Consider the following 26,168-nt stretch of genomic DNA (forward strand, 5'->3'; position numbering starts at 1 on the left):
ACGACCTTGCCAAGGTCGGGGTCGCGAGTTCGAGTCTCGTTTCCCGCTCCAATTTCACAAAAACGCCGCTCAGAGATGAGCGGCGTTTTTGTTTGTCCAGAATTTGTCTGGTCTGTGGGCGCGAGCCTGCCCGCGATAGCGGTGTGTCGGCCAATGCAGCAAGAGTCGGGCCCGCCGCTCGGGCAGGCCCTTGTGTCGCCTCAAAGCTTCGGCAGCTGCCCGATGCGCCCCATCATTTCCGTCACGATCTGCAGATCCAGCAAGAACTGGTCAGTCGTCTTGAACTCGCCGTCGGTGTGGCCGGTGTACTTCACTTCTGGCCGGGCCAGGCCGAACTGCACGCCGTTCGGCAGCTCATGCACCGAAGTGGCGCCGGCCGAAGTGCCGAATTCGTGCTTCATGCCCAGGTTTTCGCTGGCCACGGCCAGCAGGGCCTTGACCCACTCGCCCTCGGGGTTGCGGTACATCGGTTCGGCGACTGAGTAGTCGAAGTTGACCGCGACCTTGTTCTTCTTGCTCCAGGCCGCCAGCTTGTCGGCGATTTCCGTCTTCAGCACCTCCGGCGTCTTGCCTTTCGGCACCCGCAGGTTCACCGCCAGCTTGAAGTCCTTCTCATCCTTCCCGACATAAGTCAGGGAGGTGGTCAGCGGACCCATGAACGTATCCGAGAACCCCACCCCCAGCTTGTTGCCCTTGTAGTCCAGGCCCCAGTTGTCGGCGGCGTAACGGGCCGCATCGGTGTAGGCGTTGCGCTTGAGCGCAACCTTGCCGTCGAGGCCGTGGATGAAGTCGAGTGCCCGGGCCACCGGGTTCACCCCGGATTCAGGCTCGGAGGAGTGGGCGGAAACGCCGGTGACCGTAAGCTTGACGTCCTCGTCTTCGACCTTGGCGCTGACCTGGAAGTCGCCGCCATGGCGCTTGGCGTATTCGTCGCCGGCCTTCTGCAGGCTGGCCGCCAGCTCGGCGGGCTTGTCGGTCACCAGCGTGACGGCCGAAACCGACGGAATCTGGTTGGTCGCCAGGCCGCCGGTCATCGAAACGATTTCGGCGCCCTTGCCCTCGGCCTTGCGCAGGGGGAAGTGAGCCATCACGGTGCCGTAGCCCTTTTCGGCGATCACCACCGGGTAGCCGCCGTCCAGCGCCAGGTTGTACTCCGGCGTCGGGTTGCGCTCGAAGTAATAGGGGATCGCTTCGCCGGTGGTCTCTTCGGTGGTGTCCACCAGCAGCTTGAAGTTGCGCGCCAGCGGCAGCTTCTCTTCCTTGATGACCTTCATCGCATACAGCGTCACCACGATACCGTTCTTGTCGTCCTCGGTGCCGCGCCCGTACATGCGGTCGCCGATCACGGTGACCTTGAACGGGTCGAGGCGGGTGCCGTCCTGCAGCACCCAGTTCTCCGGCGTCACCGGCACCACGTCGGCGTGGGCGTGGATGCCCACCACTTCCTTGCCGCTGCCTTCCAGGGAAATTTCGTAAACGCGGTTGTCGATGTTGCGAAAGTTCAGGTTGAAGGCCTGGGCAAGGTCTTTGATCTTGTCGGCGATCCTGATGAATTCAGGGTTTTCGTGCTGGGCGACGCCGTCCTTGCGGAAGGTCGGGATCTCCACCAGTTCGCGCAGGGTCTCTTGGGCCGCCTTGCCGTACTTGATCCGGGTATAGAGGCCGAGCAGGCGATGGATTTCGTTCTGTTGTTCGGCGGTCAGTGTCTTGTCGTCGAGGAACGCCTTGATGGCCGGGCCGAAGTCCGCGGTCTTGCCCAGGTCGCCCTTGGCCAGGCTGCCGAGGAACTGCCGGAAGTCGTTGGCCGGTGTTTCGCTGAAGGTCTTGATGATGGCCGCGCTCTGCTGCGGCGTGACGTTGGCGGCGGCGGGCAGGGCGAGCGACGAAAGACCGGCCAGGATCAGGGTCGAAGCGGCCAGTTGCTTGAATGAAAGGTCCATTGCTGGGGGCATTCCTTTGCAGGAGGTGAGTGGGAAATGTCTGATCGATCAGACAGAAACTTTTCCAAACTAACACCGCCATGACGCGATAGGGGAGCCCCCGAAACGGGATCTGTCGCACAGAACCGCAAATTCGGCGCAGAAACGAAAAAGGCCCGGCCCAGACGCATGGGACGAGCCTTTTCGTTTGTCTTAACGTTCTACATCGACAGCACCAGCCGCCCGGCAAACAGGATCAGGATCACGCCCATGCTGCGTTCGAACCAGTGGCCCAGGCGCATGAACAGCAGGCGTACCCGGCTGCTGGAGAAGAACAGCGCGACGGTCACGAACCATAGCGCGTTCACGCTGCACATCCACAGACCGTACAGGGCCTGTATTTCCAGCGGGGTGGTGGCGCTGATGACAGTGGTGAAGATCGCCAGGAAAAACAGGGTGGCCTTGGGGTTGGTGGCGTTGGTCAGGAACCCGGTGGTGAAGGCCTTGAACAACGACTGCCCCTCAGGCGTTTCGGTCGTTGGCTTGTCTCCTTCCAGGGCCGACTTGGGCTGACTGCGGATCAGGCTGATGCCGAGGTAGAAGATGTAGGCGCCGCCCACCACCTTGGCCACCGTCAGCAGCCACGGTGTGGCGTGCATGAGCGCGCCGACGCCCAGCAGGGTGTACAGGACATGCACGGAAATCCCCGCGCCGATGCCCAGGGCCGTGCAGATGCCGACCAGCCGGCCGAAGCGCACGCTTTGGCGGATGGTGACGGCGAAGTCAGGGCCGGGGGCGACCACGGCCAGAAAATGGATGGTGGCCAGAGGGATGAATTCGCCCAGATAGTTCGATGACATTTCAGCTCCAGAAAGTCAGGGGTGAAGCATTGCCGCGATAGCCGACAAAGAAGGAAAGGCTCAGGCGCGGATCCGTCACGCCGGGGGTCACCGAGTGCATGCGCCGTGAATTGAACATGATGAAATCGCCGGGCTGCGGCCGTACCTCCAGCGCTGGCGGGCCAAGTAGTTCAGGGTCGATGCCGTAGCTGTCGCCGCGCATCTCGTCGAAGCGGTCGGGCGAGATGTCGTCGTTCCACATCTGCAGCGCGCCGCCTTCGGTCGGCATGTTCAGGTACACGTTGCAGGCGAACTGCGCTTCCAGGCTTCTGGCCTGGAAGCTGTCCGGCGCGTCCTTGGCGAAAATGTCGTGGTGGGCCAGGAAACACACGCCGGGCTTCACCACGCGCGACAGGCCGACGTACATCTTGCGGCCGTAGAGGTTTTCCAGATGGGCCCCGGCGGGCCAGGATTCGTCGAGCATGCAGCGCAAGGTGTCGACCGGCGAAGAGTAGGGCGCGCACCGGTTGCGCAACTCAGCGATGTTGCTGGTGGCGCGCTCGAAGTAGTCCTCGATCAGCAGCGGCTGGTTTTCCGCCTCGTAGAACGCCATGCCGATGCGCCCGATGCTGGGGGCGTTGATGTAGCCCTCGAAGCCGGGAGCCAGGATCTTGTCGCCAATCTGGATCGCCAGCGTCTCGGGCAGAAAGCCTTTGACGCGGATGGCGAGGACTTCTTCGTTGGCCAGTTTTTTTATGCACGTCTCATCGAGACGCTCGACGTCAAGCATCATGTTGTCAGGTCCATCTATCGAATAGTCAACGGAACCGGCGAATGCGGTTCCCCGGCGCCGGACGCTGCGCAAGTCAGCGTCCGAAATGCTCAATCCACTCTGTAGTGGACGGATAGCGTGCCCTTCTTCTGCGAAAGGGACGCGATCGTGACTGTGCCCAGATCCTTCAGGCTACGTACATGGGTGCCGCCGCAGCCATAGGCCGGCAACGCACCGAAACCGATTTCCCGTGCGCCTTCGCGCAGGGAGGTCAAGCGGGGCAGGTCGTGCTCGATCCATTGCCCGATGCCGTACTGAACGGTCTGCGCGTCGACTTCCTGCGCCGCGTCCCCCGGCTTGAACTGCACCCGGCCTTCGTCCGGCCAGTGATGGGCCTTGATCGGCGTCCAGCCCAGGGCCTGCACGAAATGGCCGATCAGGTGGCCGGCCGAATGCATGCGGGTGTTGAAGTGACGGCGTTGCTCGTCGACCCTGATCTGCACCATGCCCGGTGCAACCGGCCGGTCGACGTAATGGACGATCCGCTCCGGCTCCTGCATCACCCGTGACACGCGGCTTTCGCCGATCCATCCGGTATCGCAGGGCTGGCCGCCGCCTTGCGGGTGGAACAGGGTCGCGCGCAGCACCACGGCGAATTCGTTTTCGTGGGGCGTGCAGTCGAGGACTTCCACATTGGCCTTGAGGTCATCACTATGGAAAAAGAGGCGGAGCGTCATATTCCATGCCCTTATTAAAGTTTCTTTTTTAATTATATGAATCGTGCAATAACGTGATAATCCGTTCAAAGATCAAAGGACTGTTGCGCTGTGAGCATAAATCTACCGCTGCCGTTGCTGGGTGAAATGGCGATCTTCGTCAAGGTCGTGGAGACCGGCAGTTTCTCCGAGGCGGCCCGTCAGCTGGGCACTTCGCCGTCGGCGGTCAGCCGCAGCATCTCCCGCCTGGAGAAGGCGCTGGCCACGCGGCTGCTGCAGCGCACCACACGCAAGCTGCGCTTGAGCGACGGGGGGGAAGAGGTGTTCAAGCGTTGCCGGGAGATGGTCAGCGCCGCCAGGTCGGTGATGGAAATCAGCGGCCAGTACACCCACGAGGCCGAAGGGCTGGTGCGGGTCAGCGTGCCGAAGGCGGTGGGGCGTTTCGTGATTCATCCTCATATGCCGGAGTTCTTGCGCCGCTACCCCAAGGTCGATGTGGAGCTGCTGCTGGAGGACCGGCAGGTGGATCTGATCGACGACCATGTCGACCTGGCGATCCGCATCACCGACCGCCCTCCGGCCGGATTGGTCGGGCGTCAGTTGCTGACCATCGACCATCTGCTCTGCGCCACGCCGCAGTATCTGGCCGAGCGGGGCACGCCGACCCACCCCCACGATCTGCTCAACCACAGTTGCATTTATCTGGGCGAAACCCCGAGCGATGCCCGCTGGAAATTCAAGAAGGGCAGCAAGTCAGTGACCGTCGGCGTCCGTGGCCGTTATGCCGCCAATCACACCGGCGTGCGGCTGGGGGCGGTGCTGCAGCACATCGGGATCGGCAGCTTGCCGTATTTCACCGCCCGCTATGCGCTGGAGCAGGGCCTGGTCGTGCAGGTCCTGCCGGACTGGACGTTCCTGGCCTCCTACCATGGCGGGTTATGGCTGCTGCATTCGCCGACGCGGTATCTGCCGCCCAAGCTGCGGGTGTTCATCGACTACTTGGTGGAATGCCTGGAAAAGGAACCGACGTTGAGCAAACCGGGTAAGCCGGGCAGCGCCAACAAGGTGATGGCTGCGTATGAACTGCCGGAAAGCGACGGCTTGATGTAGCCACAGAGCAAAGAAAAGGCCCGCACGGACAACCGTGCGGGCCTTTTCTTTTGGCTTGGGCGATCAGTGCCGGGTGTCTTGATCCGGCATCGCCAGCAGTTGTTTCTCCTGGTTCCAGTCGAACGGCTCGTCGTTCTGTTCGGCCTCGTAGCGACGTTCCTCCAGCGCCTGGTACAGGTCGATCTCTTCATCGGCCAGGTAGTGCAGGCAATCGCCGCCGAAGTACCACAGTAGATCCCGCGGGATCAGGTGGGCGATCTGCGGGTAGCGGCTGATGATCTGGCACAGGATGTCCTGGCCCAGGTACTGGCTCTCGATCGGATCGACCGGCAGTTGGGCGCGAAGCTCGTCGAAGCGCTCCAGGAACAGGGCATGGCTCTCTTCAGGCACTTGATCGGCTTCGCCCACGGCGACCAGGATGGTGCGCAGGTGGTCGAGCAAAACCAGATGATCGGCAACGATGTTGGACACGGTATAAGTCCTCAAGAGCAAAACGGGCGCGGAGTATAAAGCCACCGCGCCCCTTTTTCACGGCCAAAGCGCCGCATGGCCCGAAGGCTCAGCGGACTTTGCCTTCGGCCGGCGTCAGTTGCGCCTTGTCGAAGTCATCGACATCGATCACCTTGCGGCGCGCCGCTTCGGCGTTGCGCAGGGTCTGGGCCTCCATCGCCTGCAGCACGCCGGCCTCCAGTGCCGCATCGATGACGGGTTCTCCGGCGACCGGCTTGACCTGCCCGCTCTTCAACGCCGTGTGCAGTTTCTTGTGCAGCGGTTGCGCGGCGTTCAACAGGTCGCAGGCGTGTTGCAAGGCGCCCACCGGATCCTCGGCCGACTGCGGGCGATAGCAGCCGCCCAGCAGTTCCTCCAATGCCGGATCCCCTTTGGCGCGGCCGATGACGGCCGCCACTTCGGCACCGAGCCTGTCCGACGGTCCCTTGTGGCGTCGGCCGAACGGGAACACGACAAGGCGCAGCAGGCAGCCGAACACCCGGTTCGGGAAGTTGGTCAGCAACTCGTCCAGCGCCTTCTCCGATTGTCCGAGGCTTTCTTCCATGGCCCAGGTGAACAGCGGCTCCATGTAGTCCGGCGAATCGAGGTCGTGGTAGCGCTTGAGCGCCGCCGAGGCCAGATACAGATTGCTCAGCACATCGCCCAGCCGCGCCGACAACCGTTCGCGGCGCTTCAGTTCGCCGCCCAGCAGCATCATGCTCAGGTCCGCCAGCAGGGCAAATGCCGCCGCCTGCCGGTTGAGGGCGCGGAAATACCCTTGGCTGAGCCGGTTCCCCGGCGCCTTCTCGAAGTGGCCCAGCCCGAGGTTCAGCACCAGGGTGCTGGCGGCGTTGCCCACGGCGAAGCCGATGTGCCTGAGCAGCAGGCCATCGAACTCCTTCAGCGCCTGCGCCTTGTCCTCACGGCCGGCGAGGGCCATTTCCTTGAGCACGAACGGATGGCAGCGGATCGCGCCCTGGCCGAAGATCATCAGGTTGCGCGACAGGATGTTCGCGCCTTCCACGGTGATGAAGATCGGCGCACCGTTCCAGCTGCGCCCCAGGTAGTTGTTCGGGCCCATGATGATCGCCTTGCCGCCGTGCACGTCCATGGCGTGGCCGATGCATTCGCGGCCGCGTTCGGTGAGGTGGTACTTGAGGATCGCCGACAGCACCGAAGGCTTCTCGCCCAGGTCCACCGCGTTGGCGGTCAGCATCCGTGCGGCGTCCATCATCCAGGCGTTGCCGCCGATGCGTGCCATGGCCTCCTGAATGCCTTCGAAGGCCGACAGCGGCACGTTGAACTGCTCGCGGACCTGCGCGTACTGCCCGGTCACCAGGCTGGTGAACTTGGCCGCGCCGGTGCCGACCGCCGGCAACGAGATCGAACGCCCCACCGACAGGCAATTCATCAGCATCATCCAGCCTTTGCCGAGCATGTCCTGGCCGCCGATGAGGAAGTCCAGGGGGACGAACACGTCCGTGCCCGAGTTCGGGCCGTTCATGAACGCCGCGCCCAGCGGCAGGTGACGGCGGCCGATGCTCACGCCGGGGGTGTCGGTGGGGATCAGCGCCAGGCTGATGCCCAGGTCCTCCTGGTCGCCCAGCAGGTGGTCGGGGTCGTAGGCCTTGAAGGCGAGGCCGAGCAGGGTGGCCACCGGGCCGAGGGTGATGTAGCGCTTTTCCCAGTTCAGGCGCAGGCCGAGGGTTTCCTCGCCATTCCACTGGCCTTTGCAGATGATGCCGGTGTCGGGCATGGCGCCGGCGTCGGAGCCGGCGAGCGGGCCGGTGAGGGCGAAGCACGGAATGTCGTCGCCGCGGGCCAGGCGCGGCAGGTAGTGGTTGCGCTGCTCGTCGGTGCCGTAGTGCAGCAGCAGCTCGGCCGGGCCCAGTGAGTTGGGCACCATCACCGTGGAGGCGAGGTCGCCGCTGCGGGTGGCGAGCTTCATCGCCACCTGCGAGTGGGCGTAGGCCGAGAAGCCCTTGCCGCCGAACTCCTTCGGAATGATCAGGGCGAAGAAGCCGTGTTCCTTGATGTGCGCCCACGCCTCGGGCGGCAGGTCCATCGCCTGGCCGATCCGCCAGTCGCTGACCATGGCGCAGAGCGCTTCGGTGGGGCCGTCGATGAAGGCCTGTTCCTCTTCGGTCAGCTCGGCCTTGGGGTAGGACAGCAGCTTGTCCCAGTCCGGGCGTCCGCTGAACAGCTCGCCGTCCCACCAGACCGTGCCGGCGTCGATGGCGTCGCGTTCGGTCTGCGACATCGGCGGCAGGGTTTTCTGGAACCAGTCGAACAGCGGCGCGCTGAAGTGCCGGCGGCGCAGGTCGGGCAGCAGCAGCGGAGCGGCGACCAGCGCCAGCACGATCCACAGCACCAGCAGGAGCCCGCCGGGAGCCCGCCCGAAAATGCCCATGGCCAGCAGGTAGGCGGCGACGATGCCCAGCGCCGGCAGCGGTGCGGTCCGGCGATGGGCGAGATACGCCACGCCGACGATCAGAACCAGTATCCACAACAACAGCATATTGAGTCCTCCGTGAACCAGGGCAAAACGACCTCCCAGAGCTTAGACGGCATCCGCGAAAACGGACGGTCGGATCGGTCTGACTGAGCGCGTGGGAAGCCCCGGATGGCTTTCGTAAGTTCGGTGGGCAACAGCTGTGGGAAATCGTTCGTCAATCCCGCAGCTTTGCGTGCATGTTTGGCCGAAACGTCGTTATCTCTGCGTCCAGGCGCTCGCTAGACTCGGGATTCACCCAGGAGATAACCGTCATGCGCGAGTATTTGAGCCCCGGCCGCTTCATTGATAGCGACCACCCCGCGGTGGTGGAGTTCGCAGAACTGCACCGCGGCCCGGACCGCGATCCGCGCGCGCAGGCGGTCAGTCTCTATTACGCCGTGCGCGAGGCGGTGCGCTACAACCCCTATACCTTCAGCCGCGATCCGGACACCCTGCGCGGCAGTTATGCCCTGACTGCCGGCGAGAGCTATTGCGTGCCCAAGGCCACGCTGCTGGCCGGTTGCGCACGGCATTGCGGGATCGCCGCGCGCATCGGTCTGGCGGATGTGCGCAATCACTTGTCCACGCCGCGCCTGCTGGAACTGCTCAGGAGCGATGTGTTCGCCATGCACGGCTACACCGAGCTGTTCCTGGACGGCCGCTGGGTCAAGGCCACGCCGGCGTTCAACCAAGGGCTCTGCGAGCTGTTCAACGTCGCGCCGCTGGAGTTCGACGGGGTTCACGACAGCGTTTTCCATCCCTACAACCGTGACGGCGAGCAACTGATGGAGTATCTGGTCGATCACGGCCAGTTCGCCGATGTGCCGGACGACTTTTTCTTCGGGCACATCCGACAGTGCTACCCGCACCTGTTCGGCGAGGGACAACCGCCGTTGCTGGGGGACATGCAGGGCGACCTGACGTGTGATGCCAAGCGCGGCTGATCCGGCGTATGCTGCCCGCCCGTTCAATGGAAAGGAGGCGGTCATGCTGAAGATCTGGGGTCGCAAGAATTCGTCGAATGTCAGGAAGCCGCTGTGGGCCGCCGAGGAACTGGGCCTGGCCTACGAGGCGATCGATGCCGGCGGCGCGTTCGGCGTGGTCGATACGCCGCAGTACCGGGCCATGAACCCGAACGGCCGGGTGCCGGTGATCGAGGACGACGGCCTGGTGCTGTGGGAGTCCAACGCCATCGTCCGTTACCTGCTGGCCAGGCATGCGGCCGGCACCGCCTGGTATCCGGCCGATCCGCGCGCCCGCGCCGTCGCCGACAAGTGGATGGACTGGACGACCTCCAGTTTCGCCGGGCCGTTCCGCACCGTGTTCTGGGGTGTGCTGCGCACGCCGGCGGAGCAGCAGGACTGGCCGGCGATCCACGCCGCTGTCAAGGAATGCGAAGGGCTGCTGGCGATGGCCGATGAAGCCCTGAAGCAGCAGCCGTACTTATCCGGAAACGAAATCGGCATGGGCGACATTCCCCTGGGCAGCTTCATCTATGCCTGGTTCGAGATGCCCATCGAACGGGCGCCGCTGCCGCACCTGCAGGCCTGGTACGAGCGACTGAAGCAGCGTCCGGCGTACCGCAAGGCGGTCATGACCGCGTTGACTTAATACCTACTATCGACACACTTGACTGTACTTGTGCGGCGACGGCAAGCACCATGGCGCCCATGCGTCGCGGTTGTTTCCCTCGCCGCCGGCTTTTCCCCATTCCATCCTTTCCATCTTGGTGCGTAAATCCGATATGAGTTCCGCTCTGTCCATCCGGCAGCTAACCAAAACCTACGGCAACGGGTTCCAGGCCTTGAACGGTATCGATCTGGACGTCGCCGAGGGTGACTTCTTCGCCTTGCTCGGCCCCAACGGCGCCGGCAAGTCCACGACCATCGGCATCCTGTCGACCCTGGTGAACAAGACCAGCGGCACGGTCAACATTTTCGGCAATGACCTGGACAAGAACCCCGCCGCGCTCAAGCGTTCGATCGGCGTGGTGCCCCAGGAATTCAACTTCAACCAGTTCGAAAAGACCTTCGACATCGTCGTGACCCAGGCCGGCTACTACGGCATCCCCGCGCGGATCGCCAAGGAGCGCGCCGAGCAGTACCTGACCCAGCTCGGCCTGTGGGACAAGCGCGACGTGCCGTCGCGTTCGCTGTCCGGCGGCATGAAGCGCCGCCTGATGATCGCCCGCGCCCTGATCCATGAGCCGCGCCTGCTGATCCTCGACGAACCGACCGCCGGCGTCGACATCGAGCTGCGCCGCTCGATGTGGAGCTTCCTCACCGAGCTCAACCAGAAGGGCATCACGATCATCCTCACCACGCATTACCTGGAGGAGGCCGAGCAGCTGTGCCGCAACATCGGCATCATCGACCACGGCACCATCGTCGAGAACACCAGCATGCGTCAGTTGCTCGGGCAACTGCATGTGGAGACCTTCCTGCTCGACCTCAAGAACGGCCTGCAGGCTGCGCCGCAGCTGGCCGGCTATCCGTGCCGGCTGGTGGACGGGCATACCCTCGAGGTCCAGGTCGACAAATCCATGGGCATCACCGCGCTGTTCGGCCAACTGGCCCTGCAGAACATCGAAGTGCTGAGCCTGCGCAACAAAACCAATCGCCTCGAGGAGCTGTTCGTGTCCCTGGTCGAGAAAAACCTGTCGAAGGTGGCGGTATGAGTTCCGAACTGCGCCCCAACCTCGTCGCCCTCAATACGATCGTCTACCGCGAAGTCAAACGCTTCACCCGGATCTGGCCGCAGACCCTGCTGCCGCCGGCGATCACCATGGTCCTGTACTTCGTGATCTTCGGCAACCTGATCGGCCGGCAGATCGGCGACATGGGCGGCTTCACCTACATGGAGTACATCGTGCCGGGGCTGATCATGATGTCGGTGATCACCAACTCCTACGGCAACGTGGTGTCGAGCTTCTTCGGCAGCAAGTTCCAGCGCTCCATCGAGGAGCTGATGGTCTCGCCGGTGTCGCCGCACACGATCCTGGTCGGCTACACCCTGGGCGGCGTGCTGCGCGGGCTGATGGTGGGCATCATCGTGACCCTGCTGTCGCTGTTCTTCACCCGCCTGCAGGTGCATCACCTGGGCGTGACCGTGCTGGTGGTGGTGCTGACCGCGACGATCTTCTCGCTGCTGGGCTTCATCAACGCGGTGTTTGCGCGCAACTTCGACGACATCTCGATCATCCCGACCTTCGTGCTGACTCCGTTGACCTACCTGGGCGGCGTGTTCTATTCGATCAGCCTGCTGCCGCCGTTCTGGCAGACCGTATCGCTGGCCAACCCGGTGCTGCACATGGTCAATGCGTTCCGCTACGGGATCCTCGGCGTGTCGGACATCAGCATCGGCACCGCCATCACCTTCATGCTGGTGGCGACGGTGGTGCTGTACCTCGGGTGCGCGCGGTTGCTGGTGAGCGGGCGCGGGATGCGCACCTAAGGACCGGTTGCGGCCATCGCCGGCAGGAAACGGCTCCAATCCAGTGTGGGAGCCACCCTGCTGGCGATGGCAACAGACCACGCACCACAAAAGACGGCCTCCAATATGGAGGCCGTTCGCATTCATGGCATTCGGTTTTTCTTGCGCCTTGCCCATTGCCGGGCCACCCACCAGCGCCAATACGCCATCACCGCAAAGTAGGCGAGGGCGCCGAGCGCCAGCCCCGTCACCACCGACCCCAGCAGGAACGGCCTCCACAGGGTGGAGAGTTCGCCGCTGATCCATTCCCAGGTCAGTTCATCGGGCAACGTCCGGGCCGGAATGTCCATCAGCCACGCCCCGGCCTGATAGGTGCAGAAGAACACCGCCGGCATGGTGATCGGGTTGGTCAGCCAGACCAGGCTGACGGCGATCGGCATGTTGCCGCGCACCGTGATCGCCAGCACGGCCGCCACCAGCATCTGCGCCGGGATCGGCAGGAACGCGGCGAACAGGCCGACCGCCATGGCGCGGGCCACCGAGTGGCGGTTGAGGTGCCAGAGGTTGGGGTCATGCAGCAGCGTGCCGAGAAAGCGTAAGGATTTGTGTTCCCTGATGCTCGTCGGGTCGGGCATGTAACGTTTGAATAAGCGCCGGGGCATAAGGCTTCTCGGTCGGTCAAGGCGGCAAGTATGTCTGGATTCTAGAAGCGGCCCATTCAGACTTTGTGACAATTGTTGACGACGCCCCGGGCCCGGATCCGCTATGCCTGAAGTCGGGACTCTCAAGGACGGGCGTATGCGCACAGGGATGATGGCGCTGGCGGCCGGTCTGCTGGCCCCGGTTTTTTTGCCGGTCTTGCCGCCGGTCGGGCTTTTGTGGGGATTGCCGGTGGCGGTGCTGATGCTGCTGCCGTTTCGCAGCCACCCTTTGGCGTTTCTGCTGTTCGGTTTCATGTGGACGGGCCTCGGCGCCCATTGGGCGTTGGACGACCGCCTGCCGCCGTCGCTGGATGGCGAGACCCGCTGGGTCGAGGGGCGGGTGACCGGTCTGCCGCAGAACGGCGGGGGTGTGGTGCGGTTCGAACTGGCCGATGCCCGTTCGCGCCATGAAAGGCTGCCGGCGAAGATGCGCCTGGCCTGGTACGCAGGGCCGCCGGTCAACAGCGGCGAGCGCTGGCGGCTGGCGGTGAAGCTCAAGCGTCCGTCCGGCCTGCTCAATCCCGATGCCTTCGATTTTGAGGCCTGGTCGCTGGCGCAGCGCATCGGGGCGAGCGGCACGGTGAAGGACGGCCAGCGGTTGTCGGCGGCGCAGTGGGCCTGGCGTGACGGCATCCGCCAGCGCCTGCTCGGCGTGGACGCGCAGGGCCGCAATGCCGCCCTGGCCGCACTGGTGCTGGGGGACGGCTCGGGACTGGGGCGAGAGGACTGGCAGATCCTGCAGGACACCGGCACCGTGCACCTGCTGGTGATTTCCGGTCAGCACATCGGCCTGTTGGCGGCGGTTGCGTATGCGCTGGTCGCCGGCCTGGCGCGGTGGGGCTTGTGGCCGGCCCGGTGGCCGTGGTTGCCGTGGGCCTGCGGCCTGGCGTTCGCGACGGCACTGGGGTATGGCCTGCTGGCCGGGTTCGACGTGCCGGTGCGGCGCGCCTGCGTGATGGTCGCGCTGGTGCTGCTGTGGCGTCTGCGCTTTCGGCATCTGGGGCTGTGGTGGCCGTTGCTGCTGGCGTTCGACGCCGTCTTGCTGATGGAGCCGCTGGCCAGCCTGCGACCGGGGTTCTGGCTGTCGTTCGCGGCGGTGGCGGTGCTGATCTTCACCTTCGGCGGCCGCCTGGGGCCGTGGCGCTGGTGGCAGACCTGGACGCGGGCGCAATGGCTGATTGCGGTCGGCCTGTTCCCGGTGCTGCTGGCGCTGAGCCTGCCGGTCAGCCTGAGCGGGCCGCTGGCCAACCTGCTGGCGGTGCCCTGGGTCAGTTTTGCGGTGTTGCCGCCGGCCTTGCTCGGCACGTTGCTGCTGCCGGTTCCCCCTGTGGGAGAAGCGTTGTTGTGGCTGGCCGGCGGACTGGTCGAGGGACTGTTCCAGGGGTTGGCGCTGATTGCCGCGCACTGGCCGGCCTGGGTGCCCGCCTCCGTTGCAGGCTGGATCCTGGTGCCGGGCTGCCTGGGGGCCGTTCTGCTGCTGTTGCCCAAGGGTGTGCCGATGCGCCCGTTGGGCTGGCCGTTGCTGTTGCTGCTGGCGCTGCCGCCGCGGGAACGGCTGGCCGACGGGTTCGCCGATGCCTGGCAGCTCGACGTCGGGCAGGGCCTGGCGGTGCTGATCCGTACCCGCCATCACGCGTTGCTGTATGACGCCGGCCCGCGGATGGGCGATTTCGATGCGGGCGAACGGGTGGTGCTGCCGGCGCTGCGCAAGCTGGATGTCGGGCGGTTGGACCTGATGCTGCTCAGTCATGCCGACGCCGACCATGCCGGCGGAGCGCTGGCAGTGATGCGCGGCTTGCCGGTCGCCCGCGTGATGAGCGGCGATCGGGCGGGACTCCCGGCCGGGCTGCACGCCGAGGCCTGCGCCAGCGGCCGACAATGGCAGTGGGACGGCGTCGGTTTCCGGTTATGGCAATGGTCCGGTGCCGGTGACGGCAATCAGCGCTCCTGCGTCCTGCAGGTCGATGCCGGCGGCGAACGCCTGCTGCTGACCGGCGACATCGATACCGCCGCCGAGCGCGCCCTGCTGGAAAGCCCGCTGGCGCAGCCGACCCGGTGGCTTCAGGCGCCGCACCACGGCAGCCGCACGTCGTCATCGATGGCATTGCTCAGAGGGCTGCGACCCCATGGCGCGCTGATTTCCAGGGGGCAGGGCAATTCGTTCGGCCATCCGCATCCGACCGTGACCGCGCGCTACCGCCATCAGGGAATCCGCCTCTACGACAGTGCGCAGCATGGCGCCATCCATCTGCGCCTGGGCCGGTTCCTGCCGCCCCGGACACTGCGCCAGCAGCGGCGGTTCTGGCGCGACGCGCCTCCGCCGGCCGAGGAGCACCGTTGAGCCTGCGCTGAATACGGTCGTCGGAGCGACGGGTCTTTATCGCCAACCGGTATGGTAAAGTGGCGCACTTTTTCGAGGGGGCTGTCACTGTGTGGGAATTGGTCAAATCCGGCGGCTGGATGATGTTGCCGATCATTCTGAGTTCCATCGCCGCCATGGCGATCGTCGCCGAGCGCCTGTGGACCCTGCGGGCCAGCCGCGTGACCCCGGAGCACCTGTTGGGTCAGGTCTGGGTCTGGATCAAGGACAAGCAGCTCAACAAGGAAAAGCTCAAGGAACTGCGCCTCGACTCGCCGTTGGGCGAGATCCTCGCGGCGGGCCTGGCCAACTCCAAGCACGGTCGCGAGATCATGAAGGAGTGCATCGAAGAGGCGGCAGCACGGGTCATCCATGAGCTGGAGCGCTACGTCAACGCCCTGGGCACCATCGCCGCCATGGCCCCGTTGCTGGGCCTGCTGGGTACGGTGCTGGGCATGATCGACATCTTCAGCGCGTTCACCGGTTCCGGCATGACCACCAACGCCTCCGTACTGGCCGGCGGCATCTCCAAGGCCCTGATCACCACTGCGGCAGGCTTGATGGTCGGCATTCCGTCGGTGTTCTTCCACCGTTTCCTGCAGCGTCGCATCGACGAGCTGGTGGTGGGCATGGAGCAGGAAGCGATCAAGCTGGTCGAGGTGGTGCAGGGCGACCGTGACGTCGACCTGGCGGGAGCCAAGGCGTGAAGTTCCGTCGCAAGCCCCGGGAAACCATCGACATCAACCTCGCGTCGCTGATCGACGTGGTGTTCATCCTGCTGCTGTTCTTCGTCGTGACCACCACGTTCACCCGCGAGACCCAGTTGCGCGTCGACCTGCCGGAAGCGGTCAGCGGTTCGCCCGCCGAAGACCAGCAGGTCAAGCAGCTGGACGTCGCCATCAACGCCGAGGGCGTGTTCTCGGTGAACAACCGGATCCTGCCGAAGAACGATCTGGCGACCCTGATGGAAGCCATGCAGAAGGAATCCAACGGCGACACCAACATGCCGTTGTCGATCAGCGCCGACGGCAAGACCCAGCACCAATCGGTGATCACCGCCATGGACGCGGCCGGCAAGCTCGGTTTCAGCCATCTGCGCATGACCACGGTCGAGGCGGCGCCCAAATCCTGATGGCCATGTCCGATCGATTGCTCGCCGCGTGGTACGAGGGGCATCCGGCCCTCAACCTGCTGCGGCCGCTGGAGTGGCTGTACCGCCGTGTCGTCGCCGGCAAGCGCCAGCGTTTTCTGGACGGCGAGGGCGAGATCTTCCAGGCGCCGGTGCCGGTGGTCGTAGTCGGCAACATTACTGTAGGCGGCACCGGCAAGACGCCGATGATCCTCTGGCTGATCGAACACTGCCGGCGCAGCGGCCTGCGGGTCGGCGTGGTCAGCCGCGGCTATGGCGCCCGGCCGCCGACATTGCCGTGGCGGGTCGAGGCCGATCAGGGCGCCGACGTGGCCGGCGACGAGCCGTTGCTGATCGTGCGGCGCACCGGTGTGCCGCTGATGATCGACCCCGACCGCGGCGCTGCCGTCAAAGCCTTGCTCGAGCGCGAACCGCTGGATCTGATCCTGTCCGACGACGGCATGCAGCATTACCGGTTGGCCCGGGACCTCGAACTGGTGCTGATCGACGCCGCCCGCGGCCTGGGCAACCGGCGCTGCCTGCCCGCCGGGCCGCTGCGCGAGCCGGTCGAGCGCCTGCAAAGCGTCGACGGCGTGCTGTTCAACGGTGCCGACGCCGACCGTGACGGCGGTTTCGCTTTCCGCCTGCAGCCCACGGCGCTGATCAACCTGCGCAGCGGCGAACGCCGGCCGCTGGATCACTTTCCCGCCGGCCAGGCCCTGCACGCGGTGGCCGGGATCGGCAATCCGCAACGTTTCTTCAATACCCTCGAAGCGCTAGACTGGCGACCGGTTCCCCATGCGTTTGCCGACCACGCCGAATACAGCGTGCAGGCCTTGAATTTCACGCCGTCATTGCCGTTGGTGATGACCGAGAAGGACGCGGTGAAGTGCCGCGCCTTCGCCGCCGCCGACTGGTGGTACCTGGCGGTCGATGCCGTGCCGTCGCCGGCCTTCGTGGCCTGGTTCGACACCCAACTGATGCGCCTGCTGCCGGACCGGCTTTTGCCTTAACCCGTTTCTATCCAGGGAATGTTCATGGACACCAAACTGCTCGACATCCTCGCCTGCCCCGTCTGCAAAGGCCCGCTCAAGCTCAGCGCGGACAAGACCGAACTGATCAGCAAAGGCGCAGGCCTTGCCTACCCGATCCGCGACGGCATCCCGGTGATGCTCGAAAGCGAAGCCCGTACCCTGACCAGCGACGAGCGCCTGGACAAATGAGCACCGCGTTCACCGTTGTCATACCGTCGCGTTTCGCCTCCACCCGCCTGCCGGGCAAGCCGCTGCTGCCGATCGCCGGCAAGCCGATGATCCAGCACGTCTGGGAACAGGCGAGCAAGAGCGGCGCCGACCGCGTGGTGGTGGCGACCGACGATGCGCGCATCGTCGAGGCCTGCAACGCATTCGGCGCCGAAGTGGTGCTGACCCGCGAAGACCACAACTCCGGCACCGACCGTCTGGCCGAGGTGGCCGCTAAGCTGGGCCTGGCGCCCGACGCCATCGTGGTCAACGTGCAGGGCGACGAGCCGCTGATCCCGCCGAGCGTGATCGATCAGGTGGCCGCCAACCTCGCGGCCCACACCGAGGCGCGCATGGCCACCCTGGCCGAGCCGATCGAGGACGTGGACACCCTGTTCAACCCCAACGTGGTCAAGGTCGTCAGCGACCTCAACGGCCTGGCGCTGACCTTCAGCCGCTCGACCTTGCCGTGGGCCCGCGATGCGTTCGCCAAGAGCCGCGACCAACTGCCTGAAGGCGTGCCTTACCGCCGTCACATCGGCATCTATGCCTACCGCGCCGGTTTCCTCCAGGATTTCGTGAACTGGGGCCCGTGCTGGCTGGAGAACACCGAGTCCCTGGAGCAGCTGCGTGCCCTGTGGCACGGCGTGCGGATCCACGTGGCCGACGCGCTGATCGCACCGCCGACCGGGGTCGACACCGCCGAAGACCTCGAGCGCGTCCGTCGCCTGCTGGAGGCCTGATGCGCGTTCTGTTCGTGTGTCTGGGCAACATCTGCCGCTCGCCCACCGCCGAAGGCGTGCTGCGGCACAAGCTGCGCGAAGCGGGGCTGGCGGACCGGGTCGAAGTGGCCTCCGCCGGCACCGGCGACTGGCACGTCGGCAATCCGCCGGACAAGCGCAGCCAGGCCGCTGCCAAGCTGCGCGGCTATGACCTGTCGGCCCAGCGGGCCCAGCAGGTCAGCCGGGCCGACTTCGCCAGCTACGACCTGATCCTGGCCATGGACAACAGCAACCTGCGCAACCTCAAGGCGATGCAGCCGTCCACCGGCAAGGCCGAACTGGACCTGTTCCTGCGCCGCTATGCCGGGGAAGTCGACGAAGTGCCGGATCCGTACTACGACGGCGATCAGGGTTTCGAGCAGGTGCTGGACCTGATCGAGCGTGCCTGCGATCAGTTGCTGATCGAAGTGAAGGGGCGGCTATGAGTCTGCAGGTGCAACCGCAGGTATCCCTGAAGCCGTTCAATACCTTTGGCGTGGACGTGCGTGCGCAGCTGTTCGCCGAAGCCCGCAACGATGCCGACGTGCGTGACGCGCTGGCTTATGCGGCGGAGCGGGACGTGCCGCTGCTGGTGATCGGCGGCGGCAGCAACCTGCTGCTGACGGCGGATGTGCCGGCGCTGGTGCTGCGCATGGTCAGCCGCGGGATCCGGGTGGTCGGCGACGACGGCAACCGTGTGGTGCTGGAAGCCGAAGCCGGGGAGCCGTGGCACCCCTTCGTGCAGCACACGCTGGCGCTCGGGTTGTCGGGGCTTGAGAACCTCAGCCTGATCCCCGGCACCGTCGGGGCGGCGCCGATGCAGAACATCGGTGCCTACGGCGTCGAGATCAAGGACGTGTTCGCCGGCCTGACGGCGCTGGACCGCCAGACCGGCGAGCTGCGCGACTTCACGCTGCCGGAGTGCGGCTTCGCCTACCGCGACAGCGTGTTCAAGCAGCATCCTGGGCGTTGGCTGATCCTGCGGGTGCGCTTCAACCTCGACCGGGCCGCCCACCTGCACCTGGAATACGGGCCGGTGCGTCAGCGCCTGACCGAACAGGGCATCGAGCAACCGACCCCGAGCGACGTGAGCCGTGCCATCTGCAGCATCCGCAGCGAGAAACTGCCGGATCCGGCGGTGCTCGGCAATGCCGGCAGTTTCTTCAAGAACCCGCTGGTGCCGGCGCACACGGCGGCGCAGATCAAGGCGCAGCACCCGGATCTGGTGGCCTATCCGCAGGCGGACGGTCAGGTGAAGCTGGCCGCCGGTTGGCTGATCGAGCGGGCCGGGTGGAAGGGTTTCCGCGAGGGTGACGCCGGGGTGCACAAGCTCCAGGCCCTGGTGCTGGTCAACTACGGCGCGGCCACCGGGCTGCAACTGTTCGACCTGGCGCAACGCATCCAGAAAGACATTGCAGAACGTTTCAATGTCGAGCTGGAAATGGAGCCCAACCGGTATTGAGGCTACGCTTCCAAGGCCCGGCCCCAAGCCCTGCACCGGACACCGGTGCAGGGCTTTTTTGTTAATGCTGGGTTAACTTAGCGAGCTAACGATGCAAGTCATTTGCTCCACCAAAGGCCCGGTGCAGACGCATCCCGTCGGCACAAGAGAGCCGCATTAGCCTGAGTCGATCTGCACGAACCACCGCCGTGCCTGCGGCGGCAGATTGCTCGACCCCATAACCTCCATGAATATGCGGGCGTGCCCATGATTACCCTGAAACTCAACGGTCAAGACCATCAACTCGATGTCGGCGAAGACATGCCGCTGCTGTGGGCGATCCGTGACGTCGCCGGCTACAACGGCACCAAGTTCGGCTGCGGCATGGGCCTGTGCGGTGCATGCACCATTCATATCGACGGTTCGCCGGCCCGCAGCTGCATCACGCCGATCGGTTCGGTGGCCGGGCAGAACGTGACCACCCTCGACAACCTGCATGCCGACCCTGTCGGCCAGATCGTCCAGCAGGCCTGGCTCGACACCGCGGTGGCGCAGTGCGGTTACTGCCAGGGCGGGCAGATCATGTCCGCCACCGCGTTGCTCAAGAGCAACCCGGACCCGAGCGACGAGCAGATCGAAGAGGCGATGGTCGGCAACATTTGCCGCTGCGGCACCTACAACCGGATCAAGACCGCCATCCGCCAGGCGTCCACCCACCTGAAGGAGGCCAAGGCATGAGCCGTCTACCCAACGATTTCGCCCTGAGCAATCTCAGCCGCCGGGGCTTTCTCAAAGGCGTCGGCGCGACAGGCGCCCTGGTGCTGGCGGCGAGCTGGGGCTGGCAGGAGGCGCTGGCCGAAGACAAGCCCAAGCATTTCGGTGCCGACGGCATGCCCAACGGCTGGATCGACGATCCGAAGGTCTACGTCGGCATTGCCGCCGACGGCACGGTGACCGTGGTGTGCAACCGTTCGGAAATGGGCCAGGGCGTGCGCACCAGCCTGACCCTGGTGGTGGCCGATGAGCTGGAAGCCGACTGGGCCCATGTGAAAGTGCAGCAGGCGCCGGGCGACGAGGTGCGTTTCGGCAACCAAGACACCGACGGTTCGCGCAGCATGCGCCACTGGTACGAGCCGATGCGCCGTTGCGGCGCCGCCGCCCGCACCATGCTCGAACAGGCGGCGGCCGCCCAGTGGAAGGTGCCGGTGAGCGAGTGCCATGCGCAACTGCACAAGGTCATTCACAAACCGTCCGGGCGCGAGCTGGGCTATGGCGAACTCGCCGCCGCCGCCAGTGCGTTGGCGGTGCCGGCCCGTGACAGCCTGCGGCTCAAGCAGCCGTCGGAATTCCGCTACATCGGCAAGGAAGGCACCAAAGCCATCGACGGCGCCGACATCGTCAACGGCCGCGCCGTGTACGGGGCCGATGTGCATTTCGACGGCATGCTGTTCGCTGTCATTGCCCGTCCGGCGGTGTACGGCGGCACGGTTCGCTCGGTGGACGACAGCGCTGCGCTGAAGGTGCCGGGGGTGCTCAAGGTCATCCGGATCGAAGGCCGTCCGCTGCCTTCGGAGTTCCAGCCGCTGGGCGGCGTGGCCGTGGTGGCCAGCAACACCTGGGCGGCGCTCAAGGGCCGGGAAGCCCTGAAGATCGACTGGGACGACGGGCCCAATGCCAGCTACGACTCGATCGCCTACCGCAAGACGCTGGAAGCCGCATCGCTGAAGCCGGGCAAGGTGGTGCGCAACACCGGCGACGTCGATAAGGCCATCGCCGGAGCCGCCGGCAGCCTGGAGGCCTCTTACTACCTGCCGCACCTGGCGCAGGCGCCGATGGAGCCGATGGTCGCCGTCGCCCGCTACAAGGACGGCACCTGCGAAGCCTGGGCGCCAAGTCAGGCGCCCCAGGTCACCCGCGAGCGGATCGCCGAGCGCCTGGGCCTGCCGTTCGACAGCGTCACTTTCAATGTCACCTTGCTCGGCGGCGGGTTCGGCCGCAAATCCAAGCCGGACTTCGTGATCGAGGCCGCGATCCTGGCCAAGGAGTTCCCTGGCAAGGCGGTGCGGGTGCAGTGGACACGGGAAGACGACATCCACCATTCGTATTTCCACACCGTCTCCGCCGAGTACCTCAAGGCGGGCTTAGGCAAGGACGGGTTGCCGTCCGCCTGGCTGCACCGCACAGTGGCGCCGAGCATCAGCGCATTGTTCGCGCCGGGCATGAACCACGAGGCGGCGTTCGAGCTGGGCATGGGCTTCACCAACATGGCCTATGCGATCCCCAACGTGCGCCTGGAAAATCCCGAAGCCGCCGTGCACACCCGGGTGGGCTGGTATCGCTCGGTGTCGAACATCCCCCATGGCTTCGCGATCCAGAGTTTCGTCGATGAGCTGGCGCACAAGGCCGGTGAGGATCCGCTCAAGTACCAGGTCAGGCTGCTCGGCCCGGACCGGCAGATCGACCCGCGCACCCTGAGCGAGGAGTGGAACTACGGCGAATCCCCGGAACGCTACCCGATCGACACCGCGCGCATGCGCACGGTGCTGCAAACCGCTGCGAAAGCCGCCGGCTGGGGACGCAAGTTGCCGAAAGGGCGGGGGCTGGGGCTGGCGGTGCATTACAGCTTCGTCACCTACGTGGCGGCGGTGATCGAAGTCGAGGTCAAGGACGACGGCACGCTGATCGTGCACAAGGCCGACATCGCCGTGGACTGCGGGCCGCAGATCAACCCCGAGCGCATCCGTTCGCAGTTCGAGGGCGCCTGCGTGATGGGGCTGGGCAATGCCGTGTGGGGCGAAATCAGCTTCAAGGACGGCAAGGTGCAGCAGGACAACTTCCATATGTATGAAGTGGCGCGCATGTCCCTGGCGCCGAAGGAAGTGGCGGTGCACCTGGTCACGCCGTCGGGCGACGTGCCGCTGGGCGGCGTCGGCGAACCGGGCGTGCCGCCGATTGCGCCGGCGCTGTGCAACGCGATCTTTGCCGCCACCGGCCAGCGGATCCGCAGCCTGCCGGTGCGCTACCAGTTGCAGGGCTGGCAAAAGGCGCAGGCGTGATGGACAGCGTCGATCTCAACGTCCTGCGCAGCGTGCTCCAGTGGCGCCGCGCCGGGCAGCGGGTGGTGCTGTTCAGCGTGGTGCAGACCTGGGGCACCGCGCCCCGGGCGCCCGGCGCGATGCTGGCGCTGCGTGAGGATGGCGTGGTGATCGGCTCGGTGTCCGGCGGTTGTGTGGAGGACGATCTGATTGCCCGTCTGCACGACGGCCGGATCCCCGCCGACGGTCCGCCGGTGCAGTTGATCACCTATGGCGTGACGCAGGAGGAGGCCGCGCGGTTCGGCCTGCCCTGCGGCGGCACCTTGCGCCTGACCGAGGAGCGGGTCGGCGATCCGGCCTGGGTCGCCGAGTTGCTCGCCCGTTGCGATGACCACGAGATCGTCGCCCGGGAGCTGGACATCGATACGGGCGAGGTGACGGTGCAGGCGGCCGGCAAGCAGGATTCGCTGACCTTCGACGGCCGTACCTTGCGTGCCATTTACGGCCCGCGCTGGCGGCTGTTGCTGATCGGCGCCGGGCAACTGTCCCGCTATGTGGCCGAGATGGCGCGGCTGCTGGATTTCGAGGTGCTGATCTGCGATCCGCGCACGGAGTTCGTGCAGGATTGGGAAGACCTGCACGGGCGATTCATTCCCGGCATGCCGGACGACGCGGTGCTGAGCATCCAGGCCGACGAGCGCACGGCGATTGTGGCCTTGACCCACGACCCGCGCCTCGACGACATGGCGTTGCTCACGGCGCTCGACTCCAGGGCGTTCTACGTCGGCGCCCTGGGCTCGCGGGTCAACAGCCGCAAGCGCCGCGAGAACCTGGCCGAGCTAGGCTTGTCGGAGCAGGCCATCGCCCGTTTGCACGGTCCGATCGGCCTGCCCATCGGCAGCCATTCCCCGGCGGAAATCGCCCTGTCGCTGCTGGCGGAAATCGTGGCCTTGAAAAACGGTGCCGGGCAGAAACAGAAAGAGGCAATGGAGAGAGTATGAGTCGATCCATCGGCGTGATTGTGCTGGCGGCGGGCGAGGGCCGTCGCTTTCGTGAAGTGGCGGGAGCCGACAAGGACAAGCTGTTGGCCGACTGCGCCGGGCGTGACGGTGCCGTGCGCTCGGTGATCGAGCAGGTGCTGGTGAATCTGCCGGCGGCGCTCGACAGGCGGGTGCTGGTGACCACCGAAGCGCGCCCGCAGGCGATGCGCATGGCGCAGGCATATGGTTGCGACATCGTCTCGATCGGATCCACCGGGATGGGCGACAGCATTGCGGCTGGCGTCGCGGCGTGTGCGGATCTGGACGGCTGGCTGATTGTGCTGGGCGACATGCCGTTCATCCTGCCGTCGAGCACCGAGCGGGTGGTGGCCGCCATCGCTGACGATGGCGTCAGTGTGCCGGTGCTCAATGGCGAGTACGGGCATCCGGTTGGATTTGGCCGGGCGTTCGGGCCTTCACTGATGGCGTTGTCCGGCGAACGGGGCGCCAGGCCTTTGTTTGCCCAGGGGCGGGTGGTCGAGGTGCCGGTGGATGATCCCGGGGTGCTGTGGGACATCGATGTGCCGCAGGCGCTGCTTTTCACGCCATCCTGACGTGCCTCTGTAGGCGCGAGCAGGAGGGGAATTCGCAGTTCGCGAGGGCAATAAAAAGCCCCGCCTGGGTCACCAGGCGGGGCTTTTTAACGGCTGTCGGAATCAGACGAGCGGTTTGCTCTCGTGCTCTTTTTCCTGGGCCTGTTCGTGCTGCTCGACCGCTTCCTGTACGGAGCGCGGCGCTTCGTCGATCACGGACTCAACCGGAGCGGCAGCTTCCTCGGCGACCGGGGCAGGGGCTGCCTCGACCACTTCGGCAGCGACCGGCTCGGCGGCGGCTGCAGCGGCAGCTGCGGCTTCGGCCTCACGCTTGCGGCGACGCACTTCGCGTGGGTCGTTCGGTGCACGGCCAGACGGGCTCAAGGCATTGGCCGGAGCCGCTTCAACCGCTGCTGCGGGTGCTTCGGCGACGGTAGGCGCTTCGACAACGACGGGTGCTTCAACGACCGGCGCCGGCTCGGCAACCACTTCGACCGGCTCAGCCACCTTGGCCTCTTCGGTCGGCGCTGCTTCAACGGCAGGCGCAGGCGTCTCGGCAACGGCCGGTTCAGCGGTCCAGTTGAATGCGGTCTGCTCTTCGCGGACTTCACGCACGGTTTCGGTCACGGTTTCGGCGACGGTTTCGACAACCGACTCTTCGACAACGACCGGAGCCTCGACGACAGCGGCAGGTTCGGCAACCGCTTCGGCCTGAGGCTGCTCTTCGCGGGCCGGAGCCACTTCGACTTCAGGTGCGGCAATCGCTTCCACCGGCGAGGTCGCTTCGACGGCCGGCGCTTCCACTGGCGCAGCGTCCTGAACGGCGGCGGTGGCGCGCTCAGCCTGCTCGTTGGCCTCGGCTTCGGCCGGTGCGCTGATCACGGTGCCGGCGACGGCAGCGGTGACCGCCAAGCCGGCGGCCAGGTCGGCAGCGGCTGGCGTCGGTACGTTCTCGCCGGATTCGGACTCTTCCGAACCTTCGATCACGTTGCCGTTGGCATCACGCTGACGCTCGCGACGGTTGCTGCGACGGCGCTGACCGCGGGAGCGGCGACGCGGGCGGTCGCCTTCGGCGCTTTCCGAACCGTCTTCCGGCAGTTGCTCTTCGCCGACGACCGGTTGTGCGTTCAGTTCCTCTTCCGCCACGGCGGCAGCGGCCTGCTCGGCACGCGGTTGACGCTCTTCACGCGGAGGACGCGGCGCACGCTCTTCGCGTGGCTGACGCGCCGGACGCTCTTCAGCGGTGGCGGCGGCCGGTGCGGCGTCCAGAGGCTCGCGCAGTTCACGCACGCGCTCTTCACGCTCGCCGCGTGGCTTGCGGTCTTCGCGCGGTGCGCGTGGGGCACGTTCTTCACGCGGGGCACGCGGTGCGCGCTCTTCGCGGGCGGCCGGCGCATCGTCACGGGCTTCGCGAGGCTCACGCAGTTCACGTGGCTCACGGGCTTCGCGTGGCTGACGCTCTTCACGAGGCTCGCGCGGTGCGCGCTCTTCACGTGGAGCACGCTCTTCGCGCGGCTTGCGGTCTTCGTCGCGGCGACCGTTACGGTTGCGGCTCTGCTGACGGCCGTTGCGGCGTTCTTCGTTGCGGGCCGGGCGCTCGGTGGCCGGTTTTTCGACCGCGACCGGAGCGGCAGGCTCTTCCTTGCTGGCGAACAGGCTGACCAGCGACTTCACCAGGCCTTTGAACAGGCTTGGCTCCGGCGCAGCGACAGGGGCCGGGGCAACCGGCGCCGGGGCGGCGGCTTCGGTCGGAACCGGAGCGTTGGCGCGGGCCGGAGCGGTCTTGACGGCCGCTTCCTGGCGAACCAGGGTGCGGGTCGCAGCGGTCGGCTGGGCGTCTTCGGCTTCGGCGGCGGCAGCGGCGATTTCGTAGCTGGACTGGTTGTTCGCGGCTTCCGGGTTGTCGTCGCGCAGGCGCTGAACTTCGAAATGCGGGGTTTCGAGGTGGTCGTTCGGCAGGATGACGATGCGGGCCCGGGTGCGCAGTTCGATCTTGGTGATCGAGTTGCGCTTTTCGTTGAGCAGGAACGCGGCCACCGGGATCGGCACCTGGGCACGGACTTCGGCGGTGCGGTCTTTCAGGGCTTCTTCTTCGATCAGGCGCAGGTCACGCACCAGGTCCACCGCGCCGGCGGCCGGGGTCGAGCCCAGCGCCAG

General features: G+C 65.8%; 24 protein-coding genes and 1 pseudogene. 17 read left to right on the forward strand and 8 right to left on the reverse strand.

Annotated features, from left to right (window positions below):
* Window positions 1–200 precede the first annotated feature (200 nt).
* The 4 genes from ACIP0B_RS21840 to ACIP0B_RS21855 all read right to left on the reverse strand — a co-directional run bounded on the left by ACIP0B_RS21840 (window position 201) and on the right by ACIP0B_RS21855 (window position 4,267).
* A complete protein-coding gene (locus ACIP0B_RS21840; protein WP_400835917.1) occupies window positions 201–1,940 on the reverse strand; it encodes a dipeptidase in 1,740 nt (579 codons plus the stop codon).
* A gap of 200 nt (window positions 1,941–2,140) precedes the next feature.
* A complete protein-coding gene (locus ACIP0B_RS21845; RefSeq protein WP_400835919.1) occupies window positions 2,141–2,779 on the reverse strand; it encodes a LysE family translocator in 639 nt (212 codons plus the stop codon).
* Between the two features lies 1 nt (window position 2,780).
* Window positions 2,781–3,551, reverse strand: coding sequence for a 2OG-Fe(II) oxygenase (locus ACIP0B_RS21850; RefSeq protein ID WP_400835921.1), 771 nt, complete (start codon window positions 3,549–3,551; stop codon window positions 2,781–2,783).
* 89 nt (window positions 3,552–3,640) lie between these two features.
* The gene (locus ACIP0B_RS21855) at window positions 3,641–4,267 is read right to left on the reverse strand and encodes an alanyl-tRNA editing protein (RefSeq protein ID WP_400835923.1); all 627 of its coding nucleotides are present in this window, start codon (window positions 4,265–4,267) and stop codon (window positions 3,641–3,643) included.
* A 90-nt stretch (window positions 4,268–4,357) separates the two neighbouring features.
* Between ACIP0B_RS21855 and ACIP0B_RS21860 the strand changes: the two genes are divergently transcribed.
* A complete protein-coding gene (locus tag ACIP0B_RS21860; protein ID WP_400835925.1) occupies window positions 4,358–5,356 on the forward strand; it encodes a LysR family transcriptional regulator in 999 nt (332 codons plus the stop codon).
* A gap of 63 nt (window positions 5,357–5,419) precedes the next feature.
* Here ACIP0B_RS21860 and ACIP0B_RS21865 read toward each other — a convergent pair whose 3' ends face one another.
* Both ACIP0B_RS21865 and ACIP0B_RS21870 read right to left on the reverse strand, forming a co-directional pair.
* Entirely contained in the window at window positions 5,420–5,827 is a 408-nt protein-coding gene (locus ACIP0B_RS21865; RefSeq protein ID WP_400835927.1) for a PA2817 family protein, read from the reverse strand.
* An 88-nt stretch (window positions 5,828–5,915) separates the two neighbouring features.
* On the reverse strand, window positions 5,916–8,363 hold the full coding sequence (locus ACIP0B_RS21870) for an acyl-CoA dehydrogenase (RefSeq protein WP_400835929.1): 2,448 nt from the start codon (window positions 8,361–8,363) through the stop codon (window positions 5,916–5,918).
* Window positions 8,364–8,611: 248 nt separating this feature from the next.
* On the opposite strand from ACIP0B_RS21870, the gene ACIP0B_RS21875 reads away from it, so the two are divergent.
* From ACIP0B_RS21875 to ACIP0B_RS21890, 4 genes are all read left to right on the forward strand, one after another.
* Window positions 8,612–9,283: a transglutaminase family protein gene (locus ACIP0B_RS21875; RefSeq protein WP_400835931.1), complete on the forward strand. Its 672-nt coding sequence runs from the start codon at window positions 8,612–8,614 to the stop codon at window positions 9,281–9,283.
* A 43-nt stretch (window positions 9,284–9,326) separates the two neighbouring features.
* Complete coding sequence (locus tag ACIP0B_RS21880; RefSeq protein ID WP_400835933.1) at window positions 9,327–9,950, forward strand: glutathione S-transferase family protein; 624 nt, start codon at window positions 9,327–9,329, stop codon at window positions 9,948–9,950.
* Between the two features lie 133 nt (window positions 9,951–10,083).
* Window positions 10,084–11,016, forward strand: a complete 933-nt coding sequence (locus ACIP0B_RS21885) for an ABC transporter ATP-binding protein (protein ID WP_400835935.1) — start codon at window positions 10,084–10,086, stop codon at window positions 11,014–11,016.
* The gene (locus ACIP0B_RS21890; RefSeq protein ID WP_400835937.1) at window positions 11,013–11,792 is read left to right on the forward strand and encodes an ABC transporter permease; all 780 of its coding nucleotides are present in this window, start codon (window positions 11,013–11,015) and stop codon (window positions 11,790–11,792) included. Before ACIP0B_RS21885 ends, ACIP0B_RS21890 begins: the two co-directional genes overlap by 4 nt.
* A gap of 122 nt (window positions 11,793–11,914) precedes the next feature.
* Here ACIP0B_RS21890 and ACIP0B_RS21895 read toward each other — a convergent pair whose 3' ends face one another.
* Entirely contained in the window at window positions 11,915–12,433 is a 519-nt protein-coding gene (locus ACIP0B_RS21895) for a DUF2062 domain-containing protein (protein WP_400835939.1), read from the reverse strand.
* Window positions 12,434–12,569: 136 nt separating this feature from the next.
* Between ACIP0B_RS21895 and ACIP0B_RS21900 the strand changes: the two genes are divergently transcribed.
* The 12 genes from ACIP0B_RS21900 to ACIP0B_RS21955 all read left to right on the forward strand — a co-directional run bounded on the left by ACIP0B_RS21900 (window position 12,570) and on the right by ACIP0B_RS21955 (window position 24,032).
* Window positions 12,570–14,813 (forward strand): DNA internalization-related competence protein ComEC/Rec2, encoded by a 2,244-nt coding sequence (locus tag ACIP0B_RS21900; protein ID WP_400835941.1) that lies wholly within the window; start codon window positions 12,570–12,572, stop codon window positions 14,811–14,813.
* Between the two features lie 89 nt (window positions 14,814–14,902).
* Window positions 14,903–15,538 (forward strand): MotA/TolQ/ExbB proton channel family protein, encoded by a 636-nt coding sequence (locus ACIP0B_RS21905; RefSeq protein ID WP_400835943.1) that lies wholly within the window; start codon window positions 14,903–14,905, stop codon window positions 15,536–15,538.
* Window positions 15,535–15,963 (forward strand): biopolymer transporter ExbD, encoded by a 429-nt coding sequence (locus tag ACIP0B_RS21910; protein WP_217891013.1) that lies wholly within the window; start codon window positions 15,535–15,537, stop codon window positions 15,961–15,963. Before ACIP0B_RS21905 ends, ACIP0B_RS21910 begins: the two co-directional genes overlap by 4 nt.
* Window positions 15,963–16,973: a tetraacyldisaccharide 4'-kinase gene (lpxK, locus tag ACIP0B_RS21915; protein WP_400835946.1), complete on the forward strand. Its 1,011-nt coding sequence runs from the start codon at window positions 15,963–15,965 to the stop codon at window positions 16,971–16,973. Before ACIP0B_RS21910 ends, lpxK begins: the two co-directional genes overlap by 1 nt.
* A gap of 24 nt (window positions 16,974–16,997) precedes the next feature.
* Complete coding sequence (locus tag ACIP0B_RS21920; RefSeq protein ID WP_085578288.1) at window positions 16,998–17,183, forward strand: Trm112 family protein; 186 nt, start codon at window positions 16,998–17,000, stop codon at window positions 17,181–17,183.
* Complete coding sequence (gene kdsB / locus ACIP0B_RS21925) at window positions 17,180–17,944, forward strand: 3-deoxy-manno-octulosonate cytidylyltransferase (RefSeq protein ID WP_400835948.1); 765 nt, start codon at window positions 17,180–17,182, stop codon at window positions 17,942–17,944. The genes ACIP0B_RS21920 and kdsB overlap by 4 nt, the downstream gene beginning before the upstream one ends.
* The gene (locus tag ACIP0B_RS21930; protein WP_400835950.1) at window positions 17,944–18,408 is read left to right on the forward strand and encodes a low molecular weight protein-tyrosine-phosphatase; all 465 of its coding nucleotides are present in this window, start codon (window positions 17,944–17,946) and stop codon (window positions 18,406–18,408) included. Before kdsB ends, ACIP0B_RS21930 begins: the two co-directional genes overlap by 1 nt.
* Window positions 18,405–19,424: a UDP-N-acetylmuramate dehydrogenase gene (gene murB / locus ACIP0B_RS21935; RefSeq protein WP_400835952.1), complete on the forward strand. Its 1,020-nt coding sequence runs from the start codon at window positions 18,405–18,407 to the stop codon at window positions 19,422–19,424. Before ACIP0B_RS21930 ends, murB begins: the two co-directional genes overlap by 4 nt.
* A gap of 246 nt (window positions 19,425–19,670) precedes the next feature.
* On the forward strand, window positions 19,671–20,141 hold the full coding sequence (locus tag ACIP0B_RS21940; RefSeq protein WP_400835954.1) for a (2Fe-2S)-binding protein: 471 nt from the start codon (window positions 19,671–19,673) through the stop codon (window positions 20,139–20,141).
* Window positions 20,138–22,459, forward strand: a complete 2,322-nt coding sequence (locus ACIP0B_RS21945) for a molybdopterin cofactor-binding domain-containing protein (RefSeq protein ID WP_400835956.1) — start codon at window positions 20,138–20,140, stop codon at window positions 22,457–22,459. The genes ACIP0B_RS21940 and ACIP0B_RS21945 overlap by 4 nt, the downstream gene beginning before the upstream one ends.
* Window positions 22,459–23,439 (forward strand): XdhC family protein, encoded by a 981-nt coding sequence (locus ACIP0B_RS21950; RefSeq protein WP_400835958.1) that lies wholly within the window; start codon window positions 22,459–22,461, stop codon window positions 23,437–23,439. Before ACIP0B_RS21945 ends, ACIP0B_RS21950 begins: the two co-directional genes overlap by 1 nt.
* On the forward strand, window positions 23,436–24,032 hold the full coding sequence (locus ACIP0B_RS21955; RefSeq protein ID WP_400835960.1) for a nucleotidyltransferase family protein: 597 nt from the start codon (window positions 23,436–23,438) through the stop codon (window positions 24,030–24,032). The genes ACIP0B_RS21950 and ACIP0B_RS21955 overlap by 4 nt, the downstream gene beginning before the upstream one ends.
* A 102-nt stretch (window positions 24,033–24,134) precedes the next feature.
* On the opposite strand, the pseudogene ACIP0B_RS21960 reads toward ACIP0B_RS21955, so the two are convergent.
* Window positions 24,135–26,168: pseudogene (locus ACIP0B_RS21960) on the reverse strand (ribonuclease E); the annotation flags it as partial.

Source organism: Pseudomonas sp. NPDC089534, assembly GCF_044749305.1.
Taxonomy (GTDB): Bacteria; Pseudomonadota; Gammaproteobacteria; order Pseudomonadales; family Pseudomonadaceae; genus Aquipseudomonas; species Aquipseudomonas ekonensis.